The 13249-nt window shown below is 64.8% G+C and carries 20 protein-coding genes; 7 read left to right on the forward strand and 13 right to left on the reverse strand.

Annotated elements, in window-relative coordinates; genetic code table 11:
* Positions 1 to 146: 146 nt before the first annotated feature.
* A complete protein-coding gene (locus ACZZ93_RS13800; protein ID WP_463511321.1) occupies positions 147 to 716 on the forward strand; it encodes a TetR/AcrR family transcriptional regulator in 570 nt (189 codons plus the stop codon).
* Positions 717 to 1001: 285 nt separating this feature from the next.
* On the opposite strand, the gene ACZZ93_RS13805 is transcribed toward ACZZ93_RS13800, so the two are convergent.
* Complete coding sequence (locus ACZZ93_RS13805) at positions 1002 to 1448, reverse strand: nuclear transport factor 2 family protein (RefSeq protein WP_463511322.1); 447 nt, start codon at positions 1446 to 1448, stop codon at positions 1002 to 1004.
* Positions 1449 to 1602: 154 nt separating this feature from the next.
* On the opposite strand from ACZZ93_RS13805, the gene ACZZ93_RS13810 reads away from it, so the two are divergent.
* A complete protein-coding gene (locus ACZZ93_RS13810; protein ID WP_463511323.1) occupies positions 1603 to 2427 on the forward strand; it encodes a helix-turn-helix transcriptional regulator in 825 nt (274 codons plus the stop codon).
* Positions 2428 to 2472: 45 nt separating this feature from the next.
* Here ACZZ93_RS13810 and ACZZ93_RS13815 read toward each other — a convergent pair whose 3' ends face one another.
* The 5 genes from ACZZ93_RS13815 to ACZZ93_RS13835 all read right to left on the reverse strand — a co-directional run bounded on the left by ACZZ93_RS13815 (position 2473) and on the right by ACZZ93_RS13835 (position 6542).
* A complete protein-coding gene (locus ACZZ93_RS13815; RefSeq protein ID WP_463511324.1) occupies positions 2473 to 2901 on the reverse strand; it encodes a (R)-mandelonitrile lyase in 429 nt (142 codons plus the stop codon).
* A 59-nt stretch (positions 2902 to 2960) separates the two neighbouring features.
* Positions 2961 to 4010: an alpha/beta hydrolase gene (locus ACZZ93_RS13820; RefSeq protein ID WP_463511325.1), complete on the reverse strand. Its 1050-nt coding sequence runs from the start codon at positions 4008 to 4010 to the stop codon at positions 2961 to 2963.
* Positions 4007 to 4882 (reverse strand): helix-turn-helix transcriptional regulator, encoded by an 876-nt coding sequence (locus ACZZ93_RS13825; RefSeq protein ID WP_463511326.1) that lies wholly within the window; start codon positions 4880 to 4882, stop codon positions 4007 to 4009. The genes ACZZ93_RS13820 and ACZZ93_RS13825 overlap by 4 nt, the downstream gene beginning before the upstream one ends.
* Positions 4883 to 4944: 62 nt before the next feature.
* A complete protein-coding gene (locus tag ACZZ93_RS13830; protein WP_463511327.1) occupies positions 4945 to 5697 on the reverse strand; it encodes an SDR family oxidoreductase in 753 nt (250 codons plus the stop codon).
* Positions 5697 to 6542, reverse strand: a complete 846-nt coding sequence (locus tag ACZZ93_RS13835; RefSeq protein WP_463511328.1) for an aldo/keto reductase — start codon at positions 6540 to 6542, stop codon at positions 5697 to 5699. The genes ACZZ93_RS13830 and ACZZ93_RS13835 overlap by 1 nt, the downstream gene beginning before the upstream one ends.
* 196 nt (positions 6543 to 6738) lie before the next feature.
* Here ACZZ93_RS13835 and ACZZ93_RS13840 point away from each other — a divergent pair, with 196 nt between their 5' ends.
* Both ACZZ93_RS13840 and ACZZ93_RS13845 read left to right on the forward strand, forming a co-directional pair.
* Positions 6739 to 7320 carry an MFS transporter gene (locus ACZZ93_RS13840; protein WP_463511329.1) on the forward strand — a complete coding sequence of 194 codons (582 nt, stop codon included), beginning with the start codon at positions 6739 to 6741 and terminating at the stop codon, positions 7318 to 7320.
* A complete protein-coding gene (locus ACZZ93_RS13845) occupies positions 7317 to 8081 on the forward strand; it encodes an MFS transporter (RefSeq protein ID WP_463511330.1) in 765 nt (254 codons plus the stop codon). The genes ACZZ93_RS13840 and ACZZ93_RS13845 overlap by 4 nt, the downstream gene beginning before the upstream one ends.
* A gap of 69 nt (positions 8082 to 8150) precedes the next feature.
* On the opposite strand, the gene ACZZ93_RS13850 is transcribed toward ACZZ93_RS13845, so the two are convergent.
* Both ACZZ93_RS13850 and ACZZ93_RS13855 read right to left on the reverse strand, forming a co-directional pair.
* Entirely contained in the window at positions 8151 to 8882 is a 732-nt protein-coding gene (locus ACZZ93_RS13850; protein WP_463511331.1) for an SDR family oxidoreductase, read from the reverse strand.
* A complete protein-coding gene (locus ACZZ93_RS13855) occupies positions 8879 to 9211 on the reverse strand; it encodes a carboxymuconolactone decarboxylase family protein (RefSeq protein ID WP_463511332.1) in 333 nt (110 codons plus the stop codon). The genes ACZZ93_RS13850 and ACZZ93_RS13855 overlap by 4 nt, the downstream gene beginning before the upstream one ends.
* A gap of 139 nt (positions 9212 to 9350) precedes the next feature.
* Here ACZZ93_RS13855 and ACZZ93_RS13860 point away from each other — a divergent pair, with 139 nt between their 5' ends.
* The 3 genes from ACZZ93_RS13860 (at position 9351) to ACZZ93_RS13870 (ending at position 10750) form a co-directional block, all read left to right on the forward strand.
* Complete coding sequence (locus ACZZ93_RS13860; RefSeq protein WP_463511333.1) at positions 9351 to 9806, forward strand: hypothetical protein; 456 nt, start codon at positions 9351 to 9353, stop codon at positions 9804 to 9806.
* A 227-nt stretch (positions 9807 to 10033) separates the two neighbouring features.
* Positions 10034 to 10417 carry a hypothetical protein gene (locus tag ACZZ93_RS13865; RefSeq protein ID WP_463511334.1) on the forward strand — a complete coding sequence of 128 codons (384 nt, stop codon included), beginning with the start codon at positions 10034 to 10036 and terminating at the stop codon, positions 10415 to 10417.
* 81 nt (positions 10418 to 10498) lie between these two features.
* Complete coding sequence (locus ACZZ93_RS13870; RefSeq protein ID WP_463511335.1) at positions 10499 to 10750, forward strand: PASTA domain-containing protein; 252 nt, start codon at positions 10499 to 10501, stop codon at positions 10748 to 10750.
* A 24-nt stretch (positions 10751 to 10774) separates the two neighbouring features.
* On the opposite strand, the gene ACZZ93_RS13875 is transcribed toward ACZZ93_RS13870, so the two are convergent.
* From ACZZ93_RS13875 to ACZZ93_RS13895, 5 genes are all read right to left on the reverse strand, one after another.
* Positions 10775 to 11122 (reverse strand): hypothetical protein, encoded by a 348-nt coding sequence (locus ACZZ93_RS13875; protein ID WP_463511336.1) that lies wholly within the window; start codon positions 11120 to 11122, stop codon positions 10775 to 10777.
* 84 nt (positions 11123 to 11206) lie between these two features.
* On the reverse strand, positions 11207 to 11470 hold the full coding sequence (locus ACZZ93_RS13880) for a hypothetical protein (RefSeq protein ID WP_463511337.1): 264 nt from the start codon (positions 11468 to 11470) through the stop codon (positions 11207 to 11209).
* Between the two features lie 64 nt (positions 11471 to 11534).
* On the reverse strand, positions 11535 to 12146 hold the full coding sequence (locus tag ACZZ93_RS13885; RefSeq protein ID WP_463511338.1) for a hypothetical protein: 612 nt from the start codon (positions 12144 to 12146) through the stop codon (positions 11535 to 11537).
* A gap of 23 nt (positions 12147 to 12169) precedes the next feature.
* Entirely contained in the window at positions 12170 to 12583 is a 414-nt protein-coding gene (locus ACZZ93_RS13890) for a hypothetical protein (RefSeq protein WP_463511339.1), read from the reverse strand.
* Between the two features lie 7 nt (positions 12584 to 12590).
* Complete coding sequence (locus tag ACZZ93_RS13895) at positions 12591 to 13151, reverse strand: hypothetical protein (protein WP_463511340.1); 561 nt, start codon at positions 13149 to 13151, stop codon at positions 12591 to 12593.
* Positions 13152 to 13249 lie beyond the last annotated feature (98 nt).

Genomic DNA, 13249 nt, shown 5'->3' on the forward strand with positions numbered 1-13249 from the left:
TGCTCTCCTTCGAAACCTCTGCGCCGGGAAGACCGCGGTGCTCGATGAATCACAACGTAAGTCCGTCGAAGTTAATAGTCAAGTCTGACTAGACTAAAAACTTGTAACATCTATGTATCCTGCTGATGCAGGGAAAAGGGGGAACGATGGCACGTCCGACCGTGGCCGCAGAACGACGCGACCAGATCATCGAAGCCACCTTGCAGACCGTGGCCCAGCACGGCATCGCCGGAACCTCACTCGACCGCATCGCCGAGACGGCAGGGATGTCGCGCGGACATGTGCGGCACTTCGTCGGGAACCGCGATCAGCTGCTCGCGGAGACCGCGCGGCACGTCTTCTCCGATGAGAAGGGCGGGCTGACGATCCTCCCGTCCACCCTGACGTCGTTCACCGAGGCGCTCGACTACCTGTTCGGCGAGGACTTCACCCGATCGGATGCCGAGAACGCCGTCGTGCTCGGTTTCGTCGAGCTCTCCCGCACGAACCCCTCCATCGCCGAGGTGCTCACGGAGGCATACGGCAGCACGCGCACCACCCTGGCCGCGCTCGCGGCAGCGGAGTACCCGAACGCCGGTGTGGCGACCTGCGAGCTGGTCGCCGACGGAACACTCTCAGCCGCACTCGGCAACGTCTTCATGGGTGACTTCGACCCCGACGAGGTGCGGACAGCGCGGGTGCGCCGCGCCGTCGAGGTGCTGGTCGCGGCACTCTGAGATCGGGCGGCGGGCGGCTGTTGCGCGTCTGCCGCCAGTGCGATGCCGCTGTCCTGCCGAAAACGCTGATGCCGACGTTTCGGCGGATCAGTTTCGGCGGGGAGTTCCGGCGGCTCGCCTGACGGTGTGTCGCTCGCGAGACGGTCACCCGGGCCCATGCTGCCGAAAACGATCGTTTACGGCGGAGCTAACGGTCGGTCAGATCGTCTGAGATCCTGGCTGGGCGTCGGCGAGGAAGTCGTCCTGCACGGGAGGGACGGCTCAACGCCGGCCCTCCCGTGTTCTCTAGTGCGCTGCAGCTTCCGCGTCGGAATCTTCGATGCCGAGATTGGCGTATGTGACCGGGTTGGCGTACTCGGTCACCGTGCTGATCTTCTCGCCGTCCAGTTCGAACTTGAAGACGTACACATTGCGGTAGGCGAGCTTCTCTGCGCTCGACAGGATGTTTCCTCGCGTCTCGACGAAGACTGCGGTGCCGTCGTGGCCAACGGTCCACACCTGGTCGAGGAATGACACCGAATCGAACTTCGCGGCGACAGAGGTGATGTACCCGCGGATGTGGTCGGCGCCAACGAACTCGTACCAGGGGGCCGGGGAGCCGTCGATGTGAAGACGAATGGTGAGGGTGGCATCCTGGTGCACAGTCGCGAGAACTGCGTCTGGGTTGCGGTTCTCGAAGGCGGCGATGAACTGCTGTGCCAGCGCCAGGGAGTTACCGGGGGTCGTGGTCATGGTGATGTGTCCTTCCGATCTGGCTTCGTCCGAGCAGGGTGCTCGACCGGGCCGGAATCGACGGTACGGACCGTGCTCCGGCACGAGAAGGGACCGTTCTTCCTAGTAATCGGCGTACCAGGCGCATGGATCAGGACGGGACCACAATGGGGAAATGGGATCACGAGGCGAGCTGGCGGCAACACTGAGATCGTGGAGAGATCGTGCCAACCCGGAAGACCTGGGTCTGCCCTTGCGCTCGGAACGGCGAGTGCCCGGCATACGTCGGGAAGAACTCGCCGCGTTGGCGAACCTCTCCATGGATTACATCGTGCGCCTGGAGCAGGGGCGATCGGAGAGTCCCTCACCTCAGGTTGTGGCCTCACTTGGCCGGGCGCTCCGACTCTCGCATCATGAGCTGGAACACCTGTATCTCCTGGCAGGGCTTCTGCCACCAGGACGGCTCACCGTGTCCCGACACATCTCCCCGGGTGTGCAACGCATGCTTGCCCAGCTCGTGAACACTCCATTCGCTGTTTACGATGCGAACTGGACGATGCTTTCTCGGAACCGGCTCTGGGCCGCACTCCTGGGCGAGGACAGGTCTGAAGTGGGACACAATCTCCTCCGGCAGACGTTTTTGCAGGGGGACCGTCATACGCTGCAAGACCACCGGCAATTCTCACTGTTCCAACGGGCTTTAGTCGCGGATCTTCGCACCGCGGTCGGACGCTACCCGCAGGACAGGGAGACGCGGACGCTGATCAGCGAGCTACTCCAGGCGTCACCTAGTTTCGGCCTGCTCTGGGCGGAAGGTGTGGTCGAGCCGTTTCGCACGGAGCGCAAGACCATTCTGAGCCCGTTTCTTGGCCAGATCACACTCGACTGCGACGTTCTCACTACCAGTGACGACGATCTCCGTATTGTGATCTATTCGACGGACGCATCTTCCATCGAGGCAGATCGCCTTCGCACCCTCGCCCAGTTTGCAACCACCTAGTACAGCGCTGACCCGACGCGCGTGCCGAGCGCCACCGCAGTGGGGTCAGTCACTCGAGGCGCTGCCGGTCATGACAACGCCGCGGTACTCCTCGTCGGTGATGTGTTCGAACCAGGTGGTTGTTGTAGCGGGGTCATCGTCGTTCTCGAGCATCGCGAGGTGCTCCATGAAGCAGCCCTCGGTTGCGGCGTGCCAGTGCTCTTCACCGGCAGGCGTGTAGACGGTCTGACCTGCACGGGCTTCGATGATGTTCCCGTCTCGTGTGCCGAAGCGCCCTACGCCCTGGGTGACGCGCAGGTACTGCCCTCGCGCGTGTGAGTGCCAGGCCGTGCGCGAGCCCGGGGCGAAGCGGACGGTCGCGACGACCATGCGCTGATCATCGTCGTGCGGTACCGCGATCGGGTCAAGCCACACGTCGCCGGCGAAGTACTCAGGAGGGTTTCTCGTAGTGGGTGATTCGGGTTCGAGGCGCATGGTTTTCCTTCGTGGTTGGTTAGCGGGAGAGATGAGAACTGTGCGCGTGCCTGACAATCTCAGGGTCGCCAGAGCCAGCGCAGTCCGTTGTAGGTGTACTCGGTGGCGGCGATTCCGTCGTGGGCGTAGCCGTCCTTGACGCGGAAAGCAAAGTTCCCGGGACGCCTGTCCGCCTCTTCGATGAAGGAGCTGTGGGCTCGCATCAGATCGACTCTGGCGGTGTCGTACGGGTGCGCGAAGTCGTCGGTACCGGTGATGACCCAGACGAAATAGCCCTCGGGGGCGCGGCCGTCCGCAGCACTCAGGATGGTTTCCATGTCGAGCGACGTCCCGCAGCTCATCGGGAGGAAGTAGCGGAAGTAGTCCAGTGCGTGCTGGAACGTCCGCCAGGTGGCAACGGCCCCCATGGAGAACCCGCCGAACCCGCGGTGGTCGCGCGAAGCCATCAGCCCCGCGGGCGTGACGTCGTCGGTGTACGTCGAGTAGGTGCTCTCGACCGCAGGGAGAAGATCGTTCAGCAGCTCACGGTGATAGTTCTCGTTCAAGGTCAGTGCGAGGCTGAACGAGGAGCTGTCCTCCGGGCTGGCGTTGTTGTAGGTGGGGCACACCACGATCAAGGGTGGGATCTCGCCCGCCTGGATGGCGTTGTCGAGGACGTTGGTGAACTCGGAGGGGTCGTCGGGGGTCCCGAGCGTGGCCGTTTCGTTTCCCCACCCGCCGTGCATGAGGTAGAAGACGTCGTATTTCTTGTCCTCGGTGTATCCGTGAGGCAGGTAGACAATGGCGCGCTTCGTCAGCGTGCGCGTTCGCTCTTCGTAAGACATCGACTCGAACGTGTCGTAGCTCAACTGCGTCAATGCCCCCTGGTCCCGAGCGGGCGTCCGATAAGACGAGGGGATCTCCGACAGATCTGACGGGATGGCCCCTCGTCGGGCTGGTGACGCCGAGGGCGAGGCGCCGGCTGTGGCACGCTCGTCAAAGGTCGATTCGCTCGGCGTGCACGCCGCCAGCACGATCGAGCTGGCGAGACCGGTTCCTACCACCACGGCTCCACACAGGAGCCCCCGGCGCGTCAGATACGAGTTGCCGGGGGTCGCCTGTTTACTCATGCGCTGGTCTGCTCGGAGTCGCGGGTCGCGGCGAGGCTGCCCAGCAGTCGCAGCCGATCTTCTGTGGGGGTGTCAAGGGCGGGTGTCATGGTGAACATGAGCAGGCCGGGGTCGGCGGGAAGCTCAAGCGCTTCGTAGTCGAATTCGAGGTCTCCCACTTCCGGGTGGTGGAGGCGCTTCGAGCCGGTGCGGTGGAATCGCACGTTGTGGGCGGCCCAGCGGTGCCGGAAGACATCGCTGCGGGTGACGAGTTCGCCGATGAGGTCGGTGAGTGCTTTGTCGTGGGGGTTGCGGCCTGCTTCGATGTGGAGCGAGGCGACGATGCTGTTCGCCCCGCTTTCCCAATCGGCATAGAAGTTCTGCGCCGCGGGGTTCAGGAAGGTGAAGAGGGCGTTGTTGCGCCTGTTCGCGGGGTCATCGACGATCGGGGCGAACACGGCGTGCCCGATCGCGTTGAGCGCAAGGAAGTCTTTGCGAGCGTTGGTGATGTATGCCGGGGCGCCGATGGAATCGAGGAGCCTCTGCAGGGCAGGGCGGATAGTTGTCTTCGACGGGCGTGGCCGCTTGTATCCGGGGCCTCTCGGTCCGGCAGCGTGCGCCAGGTCCTGCAGGTGAGCGGCTTCGGCATCGTCGAGGTGGAGCGCCCGTGCGAGTGCGTCGAGGATCTCGGGGGACACACCGGAGAGGTCACCACGTTCCATCCGCGCGTAGTAGTCCACGCTCATGCCCGCGAGGGAGGCCACTTCCTCGCGCCGGAGGCCGGTGACGCGACGGCGGCCACCGCCGATGATCCCGGCCAGTTCGGGAGTGATCCGCGCCCGTCGGGTCTGGAGGAACTCTCGGACTTCCCCGCGGTTGTCGATCTCGGTCATGCTGTTTCCTCTTCTCTGCGACCGGCAGGGGGTCAAGCGTGTGTTTCGCTCGACCCCACGGTTCAACGCCCGAGTGCGACGAGATCCTCTCGAACGCTTTCGGGTTCCTCGTCGACGGGCATGTTGTCCTGATCCAGGACGCCGTCGAGTGCCGTGTCCTTGGTCAGTGCACCGAAGACGGGCGCGAGGTCGGGTTGCGCGGTGCCGCTGTCGGCGACCAGCTCGAACGTCGTGTGGTCGGCCTCGTCGGAGCGGAGGCTGTCGACCAGCACCCGGGCGATCTGGTCGCGGGCGATGACACCGTCCGCGGGAGACGCGGTGCTGAACAGGTCACCCTGTCGCATCACGATGCGTCGTTGATCGGGCGAGTTGTAATCGAACCACCCGGGCCGGGCGATCGCGTACGCATTGCCGGATGCGCGGACGAGGCGTTCAGCGCGGCGCTTCCACTCGTGTCCCTCGTTCGCACGATCCGTGGTCCCGACAGCGGTCATCAGGGCCAAACGGACACGACGACCTCCCAACGCGGTGAGGACGTTGCGCACAGCGCCGTAATCGACCCGCTCCGCTTCGCCGCGGCCGCCATGCGAGCCGTGCGCGAACACGACCGCATCGATGTCAGCGACCGCATCCCGGAGGGTGTCGGCGTTCGTGAGGTCACCGATGACGATGCCCGCTTCTGCGGGAAGGTTCTGTGTGCGGGAGGAATCGCGGGCGAGTGCGCGCACGCGGTGCCCCTGCTCCAGCGCTTCTCGGACGACGTGGACACCGATGCTGCCGGTGGCGCCGACAACGAGAACGGTCAGGGCACTCATCAGTCCTCCGGAATGTCGCGCCCGAAAGCTTCGAGCGTGATCACCTCGGGCTCCGGGCCGCCGCGGACACCGGTGTCGAGAGCATCGATGCGGGCGATTTCGTCATCGGTGAGCTCGAAGTCGAACACGTCGAAGTTCTCCGCGATCCGGGCGGGCTTGACCGACTTCGGGATCGCCTGCACGCCGTTCTGGATGTGCCAGCGCAACATCACCTGCGCCGCGCTCTTGCCGTGCGCCTTCGCGATGTCCAGGATCACCGGCTCCTCGAACGTGCTCTTGGAGTCGCCGCCGCGGTAGGAGGTGATTCCCCCGATCGGAGACCACGCCTGGGTGAGGATGCCGTGCTCAGCACCGAACTTCTGCAGCTCACGCTGCTGGAAGTACGGGTGCACCTCGATCTGGTTCACCGCGGGCACGATGTCGGTCTGCTCGAGAAGAGCCGTGAGGTGCTCGACCATGAAGTTGCTCACCCCGATCGCGCGGACCTTGCCGTCTGCGAGCAGCTGCTCCAGGGCCTGGTACGCGGCGATCGTCTTATCGAACGCCCCGGGGAGAGCCTGGTGGAGGATGAACAGGTCGATCACATCGACCTGCAGCTTGCGGGCACTCTTCTCGAATGCGTGCAGCGTCTCCTCGTAGCCGTAGTCGGAGATCCACACCTTCGACTCGATGAACACCTCGTTCCGGCTGATCCCGGATTCGCGGATCGCGTCTCCGACGCCGCGTTCGTTCCCGTAGGCTGCGGCGGTGTCGATGAGCCGGTACCCAGTGGACAGCGCGGAGGTCACCGCGGTGGTGGTCTCATCCGGCGGCGTCTGGAAGACACCGAAGCCCAGAGCGGGCATATCAACACCGTTGTTCAAAGTCAGGTGATTTGTCATATCACCCACGGTAGGCCTGCACGGCACGGTAAGGGAGGGACTGGTATTACACGGAAAACCTGTCACTGCTTCCCCGCGCCGCGAGGGCGTGTGATGGTTCCATGGCCCCCTCTTTGACTCCCCCGCCTCGCGCGCGCGGCCGACGTTGATCCTCGCCGTCGTGCTCGTGAGCTATTTCATGATTGTTCTCGACAACTCGATCGTGTTCACCGGTCTCACCCGCATCCGGGAAGACCTGGCGTTCTCGACCAGTGGGCTCTCCTGGGTGCAGAACGCGTACGCCCTCGTCTTCGGCGGGTTGCTGCTGCTCGCCGCACGGGCCGGGGACATCGTGGGTCGCCGTCGCATCTTCATCATCGGACTGACGATCTTCTCCGCGGCATCGCTGCTCATCGGCCTGTCTCCCACCGCCGAATGGATGATCGCCGCACGGGCGCTGCAAGGCATCGGCTCAGCGATCCTCGCCCCGACGTCTCTCGCATTGCTGACCGCCAACTTCGCCGAGGGCACGGCACGCACCAAGGCAATCGCCGCCTACGGGTCCACGGCGGGGATCGGTGCCAGCCTCGGTCTCGTCGTCGGCGGGGTCATCGCTGACCTGACCTCCTGGCGGGTCGGGTTCCTGATCAACGTCCCCATCGGAATCGCCTTGATCATCGCCACGCTGATTCTCATCAGTGAGACCCTCGCGCCCGAGGCCGGTTCGACGTGTCCGGCGCGATCACATCCACCGCCGGCATGACCGCCCTGGTCTATGGCGTCACCCGCACTGCGGACTACGGCTGGTCCGACCTGTGGGCCCTGGTCTTCATCGCGTGTGGCCTGACGCTCCTGGCAGCGTTCGTGGTCATCGAGACCCGCGCGGCCCAGCCGATCCTGCCGTTGCGTGTCCTGCGCGACCGCATGCGCGGAGGGGCATTCATCGCCCGCATGCTCTTCGCCGGGTCGATCTTCGGCTACTTCTTCTTCATCAGCCAGTACATGCAGACCGTCCTCGACTTCACCCCGTTGCAGGCGGGAATCGCGTTCCTGCCAATGACCGTCGTCCAGTTCGTGCTGTCGCTCATCGTCCCCCGCCTCACGCACCGGATCGGAAACGCCGCCCTTGTGACCATCGGGCTGGCGATCACGCTCGCAGGCATGACGTGGCTCAGCTTCGTCAACGCCGACAGCACCTACTGGCTCGGCGTCGCCCCGGCGATGCTGCTGCTCGGTGCCGGCCAGGGTCTCGGTTTCGCACCGCTCACCGCAGCGGGCGTGACAGGAATCGAACCACGCGACGCCGGTGCCGCATCCGGGGCAGTGAACGTCGCACACCAGCTGGGTGGGGCACTCGGGGTGAGTGTCATGGTTGCTGTTGGATCAGCCGCAGCGCAAGGAACCGGAATCACCGCGGTGGCTGCGGAAACCTCCGCAGGCCTCACCACCGGCGCCGTACTCCTCGCCCTGGCTCTGACCTCCGCCCTGGCGCTTGTGCTGCCGGCATCCCGAAGGCCGCGATAACACCTCACAACGCCGCAGAGGCGGGTACCCACATGGGTACCCGCCTCTGCTCTTTCCGGCTGCTTCAGGTCAGATCTGGCTGGCCGGGCGCAGCAGAATCTCGTTGATCGCGAGATGCTTCGGGCGCTGCACCGCGAACACGATGATCTCCGCGACGTCCTCCGCGGTGACCGTCGCCTCGGCATACATCGCGTTGACCGCGGAGTTCGTTGCCTCATGAGTGATGTGCGTGGGAAGCTCCGTTGCCACAACGCCCGGCTCGATGAGGGTGACCCGCACCTCCGGAAGCAACTCCTGACGCAGCGATTCGGACCAGCCGTTCACCGCCCACTTCGTCGCCGCATACACCCCGTTCCCGGCCCGTGCGGTACGGCCGGCGACAGAGGAGATGTTGATGATGTCGCCGCCACCGTCGACGAGCTGATCGAGGAAGACCTCTGTCGTGGTGATCGCTCCGAGCAGGTTCACGTCGATCATGCGCTGATAGTCCTCGCGTTGCGCCGACGAGAACGGGCCGAGGAGCATGATCCCGGCGTTGTTGACGAGCGTGTCCACCCGCCCCAGCTGTTCCCTCACTTGCGCGGCCGCGGCGACGAGCGCGTCCCTGTCGGTGACGTCCGCCGCGACGGCGACGGCACCCTGCCCCAACTCCTCAGCGATGGCTTCGATTCGGTCGGCGCGGCGCGCCAGGAGCGCGACCTTGAAGCCGGCTGCGTGCAGAGCACGCGCGGTGGCTTCTCCGATCCCGGAGGACGCCCCCGTGATGAGTGCGACGCGGTCCGTTGCGGTTGACGTTGTCATTGCTGTTCCTCCTTCTGCGCGAACACGCGCTTGGCGACCTGGATCGCCGACATGGCCTTCGGCCACCCCGCATAAAAAGCGAGATGGGTGAGAGCTTCCACGAGCTCAGCTTCGGTGAGCCCGTTCTTCTTCGCGAGTTCGAGGTGACTCGTGAGCTGCTCGAAGCTGCTGGACGTCACCAGGCTGGCCACGGTCACGAGGCTCCGGTCCCGACGAGACAACTGCCCCTCTCGGGCCCAGACCCGACCGAACAACACATCATCGGTGAGGGAGACGAGCTCCGGCGCGAAATCCCCGACTGCTTTCTGTGCGGGCGTCTGTTCAACCATGAGAATCCTTTCTCGCACGAGGCCACGTAACGCCTCATCGTCCTCCATCGTCCGGGACCCGTCCCGAGATAACCAGGTAACGACAGAGCACCCCACCGAACTCGAACCCGAACTACCGTCGAATGAGGAAGGAGAAACCATGCCCCCCATCGACAGCACCCCCTCACGAATACGAAGGGCCCTTTCCGTCGCGGCGATCGTCGCAACGATCGCATCCACCGCCGCCTGCGCACCCGACACCGCAGCCGCACCCTCCCCCGCGAACACCGACCCGCAGGAGCCATCATCGATGCCTGACGCCGACACGTACGAAGACGGCGAGTACACCGCACGCGGCTGGTACGGATCCAAACCCTCCCACCACGACGTCACCCTCACCATCGAAGACGGCATCGTCAGCGACGTATCGATCACGACCCCCGCAGAAGACGAAACCTCCCTCGGATACCAGCAACGCTTCGCCGAAGCACTACCGGACGCGATCATCGGACAACCCATCGACGACCTCAACGTCGACCGCCTCGCCGGATCCAGCGGATGCTCCGAAGGATTCATGGACGCCCTCGCACAGATTCGCGCCGACGCCCAGCAATAGCCCTCAGCAAAGCGCTCTTCATCCGGCCCGGTAGTTCATAGGATCAACCGAAAGCCTCCGCCGTAACGGGCTTTCGGCGCACGTTATCGGAGCCCTTCTCGACGTTCGTGGTCCCGTCACGCCGAAAACGATCGATTGCGGCAGGCGACCTGCCAGCAAAGAGCCTGTGGGCCCCTGACCAGAAGTGCTCTGGCGGGTACGCGTCTGCCCCTGATACCGTCGGGCTCATGACAGCCCAGATCGCCGAGCAGGGTTCAACGGCGGCTCCGCATCGTCGGCCGCAACTCCGGCCCATCGCGATCATTGCGCTCGGCGTTGTCGTCGTCCCGCTCGCCTTTGCGACGGCATTCAACAGCTGGGGCGCACTCACCGAAGACAGCGCCATGCGCATGGCGTTTGCTACTGTCGCCGGCCAGGTTATCGCCGTTCTGACCGGATTCTTGGTGGTCGGAATTGCGTGGAAGCGCCGATACCGTCTCACGCAAATCGTGGTTCTCGCCGCCATCGCGGTCGCTATCACCATCAACGCGTTCGCGATCGTTGCGTCGACCGGAGACCTGCTGTTGTCCCGTCTCGACCTCATCGCCGAAACGAATCTTCTCAACCAGTAGCGCGAAACGGTATCAGTCGTTGCTGACGTACACGGTAGATGTCGGACACGAGTGGGCCTTCGGCGGCGTAGTGTCCATCTCATGTGGGAGAGCGTGGGAGAAGCGGTCACGGTTCCACTGGTCGAGGGCATGTCATTCCGGGCCGCCCAAGAGATTGCCTCGGCCGCGGGTGTGACCCTCGCCAATCCAGACCCTGACGGTCCGCCGATCGGCGCACTGGCATGGGGGCGGAACTACCTGGTCTTGCATCAGACGCCCCCTGCCGGGACGGTCGTGACCCGGCACTCATCGGTAGCGATTCGCGTCGAAGAAAAGCTTCAAGAGGAACGCTGACGACGCGGACCCGTCGGTAGCGGGTTAGTGGTACAGGGGAGGCGGCGTAGCCAGCACGGCGATCAGCGCCCCCATCACGAGGACCGTGCTGAGCCCCACGATGCTCCATACCGTGGCACGTCGCTCGCGCTTCGGATGCACGCCGCCTAGCCCCACCAGCACGGCCGACAGCAGCAGCACGAGCCAGACCACAAGCGCGATGATGCCCATCCCGATACCGATCGCCCGCTCGGTGTCGTCCGAATCGGCGTACTCGACGACCGTGACGCCGGGGCCCGCCAAGCTGAGGCCGGCTAAGCCGAGCATGAGAGCCCCGAAAAGTCCGATGAGCGTCGCCGCGATGGTCAGGGAGGCACTGCCGACGATCCGCACGGCCCCATAGTGGCACGTGGCGGGCGCGGCAGCCCAATGCCCGACCGCCTCCGCTGCCCGAAGCGGCCTGACCCGTGGCCACTGTCAGGAGAAGAGCTGGCGAAGCGCGTCGAGGTCACCGGAGTCGACCACCTTCTGGACGGCGTCGATGGTCTCCTGGTTCAGGAACATGCCCTTGAGGGTGTCGTTCCAGATCGCCCGCACGGTGTCCACGTCACCGGTGTCAACTGCCCTGCCCGCGGGCTCGATGGCCTGCTGATACGGAATCTGCTGGAACCCCGCAGGCGCGTCATGAGGGTTGAAGTACGGCACCCACGGGACGTCGGGGTCGGGGGTGAGCCAGAGCACCTGCCCCGGCTGGATCCGCGTACGTGGTACGGCGAGCGCAGTCACGAGCGTCGGCAGCGCACAGCTACTGGCAGTTCGGCGACTGCAGCAGCGGAAGCTCGAACCTGGTCAGCCTCGCGGCCGATCCGGGCTCGAGGGCGAACCATCCGGCGATCTGCCCGTCGGCGACCCGCGTGCCGTAGTCGCCGGCGGTGAACGGCTGATGGCCGTCGTCCGCGCTCGTGTGCAGGACAGGGGTGGCGAGCAGCCCATCCTGCTCGAGCACGTCTATCGATGACAGGAAGAGGAAGGACCTCTCTTCGACGGCGTATCCCGATTCGCACCCGTCGACCAGTAGGGGGGTGACGAGCCACGGCATGGTCAGAAACCCCCAGAACACTGCCACCACGGTTCCGCCGATCGACAGCAGTCGCCCGATCACGATCGGTCCGAGCCAGCCGGAAGGCGCCGAGACGGTGCAGAGCATGTAGCTGATCGCGATGAACGCGAGGATCGTGGATGCTCCGATGATGTGTCGTGACGGCAAGGTGCCGAGCAGCAGCTGAGCATCGCCACCGGATGCGGAATCGACCACGGCCACGCCGATCACCGCGATCGTCGCTGCGGCCACTGCCACTGTCGCCGCTGTCTGCAGCATCCGCGGGTGCCGGGATGCCGTGAGGGTGCGCTCACTCATCGCCGCTCTCTTTCACGAACGCATCACGAGCAGGACAGGTGCGAATACACCTCGATGACTCGCTCGATATCGGGGTAGCCCGCTTCTTCCAGAGCGGCCCGCACGTCCTCCCGCACGGATTCCAAGTAGGCGGACCCTCGGAGCCTGATCTCGGGAACGGAGTCGAGGTCAGGATCATCGTCGAGGAGTGAATACCACTCCGACCACTGAGACTCGCTGACCGTCGCATCATCGAGAGCTTTGGCGGCGATGCTGCTGGCCTCGGCGGGCGGATCATCGACCGCGGGGCTGAGCCACCATTCGATCTCGCACGTGCCACCCGGCACAGACACGGTTTCGGAGCGATCGGGACCGCTCGCCGGCGGCACGAGGCCGCAGCCGGTCATCACCAACAGGGCCGCCACCAGAGAACCACCGAACAGCCAAGGTCGACGCATGCAGAGATCATAGGTGAGCGTTCTGAGCATGCTCCGTCGTCAGTTCGGCGAGCATTGCCTGACCAGAGGACATCGGTTCGGTCGTGAGTTCTACGGATCCGAAGGGGAAAGGGTAGAAGAACGTCCCTGTTCCGTCCCACTCGGTGATCGGGATCATCGCGAACCAGATCTGGCTGATCGCGACCGAGACGACGGCGAGGATCGCAACGGCAGCAGCGGCCCGATCGAGGTATCGGATTGCTGAGGGGATGTCTTGCGCGCGGCGCAGCACCGCGGTGATCGCCGCCAATGCGATCGCGGCGAATGCGAAGAGGATCAACGGGCTGGGCTGCAGAGCGAGATCCACGCACGTCGGCGCGGTCTCGGTCGCGTTGCCGGCTGCATCGATGAAACCGCCGTCCGCTGCGACGCCTCCTGGGCAGTATCCCTTGCCGCTCGTCATGAACGTCGAGTAGCCCAGAGCGGCGACCAGCGCGACCACGACCAGGCGCCGAACGCGAGCGATGATCTCCATGCCCGGCACTGCGGACTTTGTCGTCGGCGCCTCCCGCCTCGCGGTCTGAGACACGTTGACCCCCTTGTGCTTTGCCCATGACACTATCGACGGCCGCGCCGAACATCCACCGATATGTTGGTGATTGGAACGAGCTCGCCGACGGAAGGCAC

Source organism: Microbacterium sp. AC026 (assembly GCF_979258475.1).

Bases quoted from the DNA above. Each gene is read 5' to 3' on its own strand.
- ACZZ93_RS13890 (WP_463511339.1), bottom strand. From the start codon at position 12,583: ATGCGTCGACCTTGGCTGTTCGGTGGTTCTCTGGTGGCGGCCCTGTTG.
- ACZZ93_RS13835 (WP_463511328.1), bottom strand. From the start codon at position 6,542: ATGCCCGCTCTGGGCTTCGGTGTCTTCCAGACGCCGCCGGATGAGACC.
- ACZZ93_RS13820 (WP_463511325.1), bottom strand. From the start codon at position 4,010: ATGAGTAAACAGGCGACCCCCGGCAACTCGTATCTGACGCGCCGGGGG.
- ACZZ93_RS13815 (WP_463511324.1), bottom strand. From the start codon at position 2,901: ATGCGCCTCGAACCCGAATCACCCACTACGAGAAACCCTCCTGAGTAC.
- ACZZ93_RS13865 (WP_463511334.1), top strand. From the start codon at position 10,034: ATGACAGCCCAGATCGCCGAGCAGGGTTCAACGGCGGCTCCGCATCGT.
- ACZZ93_RS13825 (WP_463511326.1), bottom strand. From the start codon at position 4,882: ATGACCGAGATCGACAACCGCGGGGAAGTCCGAGAGTTCCTCCAGACC.
- ACZZ93_RS13860 (WP_463511333.1), top strand. From the start codon at position 9,351: ATGCCCCCCATCGACAGCACCCCCTCACGAATACGAAGGGCCCTTTCC.
- ACZZ93_RS13845 (WP_463511330.1), top strand. From the start codon at position 7,317: ATGACCGCCCTGGTCTATGGCGTCACCCGCACTGCGGACTACGGCTGG.
- ACZZ93_RS13830 (WP_463511327.1), bottom strand. From the start codon at position 5,697: ATGAGTGCCCTGACCGTTCTCGTTGTCGGCGCCACCGGCAGCATCGGT.
- ACZZ93_RS13810 (WP_463511323.1), top strand. From the start codon at position 1,603: ATGGGATCACGAGGCGAGCTGGCGGCAACACTGAGATCGTGGAGAGAT.
- ACZZ93_RS13885 (WP_463511338.1), bottom strand. From the start codon at position 12,146: ATGAGTGAGCGCACCCTCACGGCATCCCGGCACCCGCGGATGCTGCAG.
- ACZZ93_RS13870 (WP_463511335.1), top strand. From the start codon at position 10,499: ATGTGGGAGAGCGTGGGAGAAGCGGTCACGGTTCCACTGGTCGAGGGC.
- ACZZ93_RS13805 (WP_463511322.1), bottom strand. From the start codon at position 1,448: ATGACCACGACCCCCGGTAACTCCCTGGCGCTGGCACAGCAGTTCATC.
- ACZZ93_RS13800 (WP_463511321.1), top strand. From the start codon at position 147: ATGGCACGTCCGACCGTGGCCGCAGAACGACGCGACCAGATCATCGAA.
- ACZZ93_RS13855 (WP_463511332.1), bottom strand. From the start codon at position 9,211: ATGGTTGAACAGACGCCCGCACAGAAAGCAGTCGGGGATTTCGCGCCG.
- ACZZ93_RS13850 (WP_463511331.1), bottom strand. From the start codon at position 8,882: ATGACAACGTCAACCGCAACGGACCGCGTCGCACTCATCACGGGGGCG.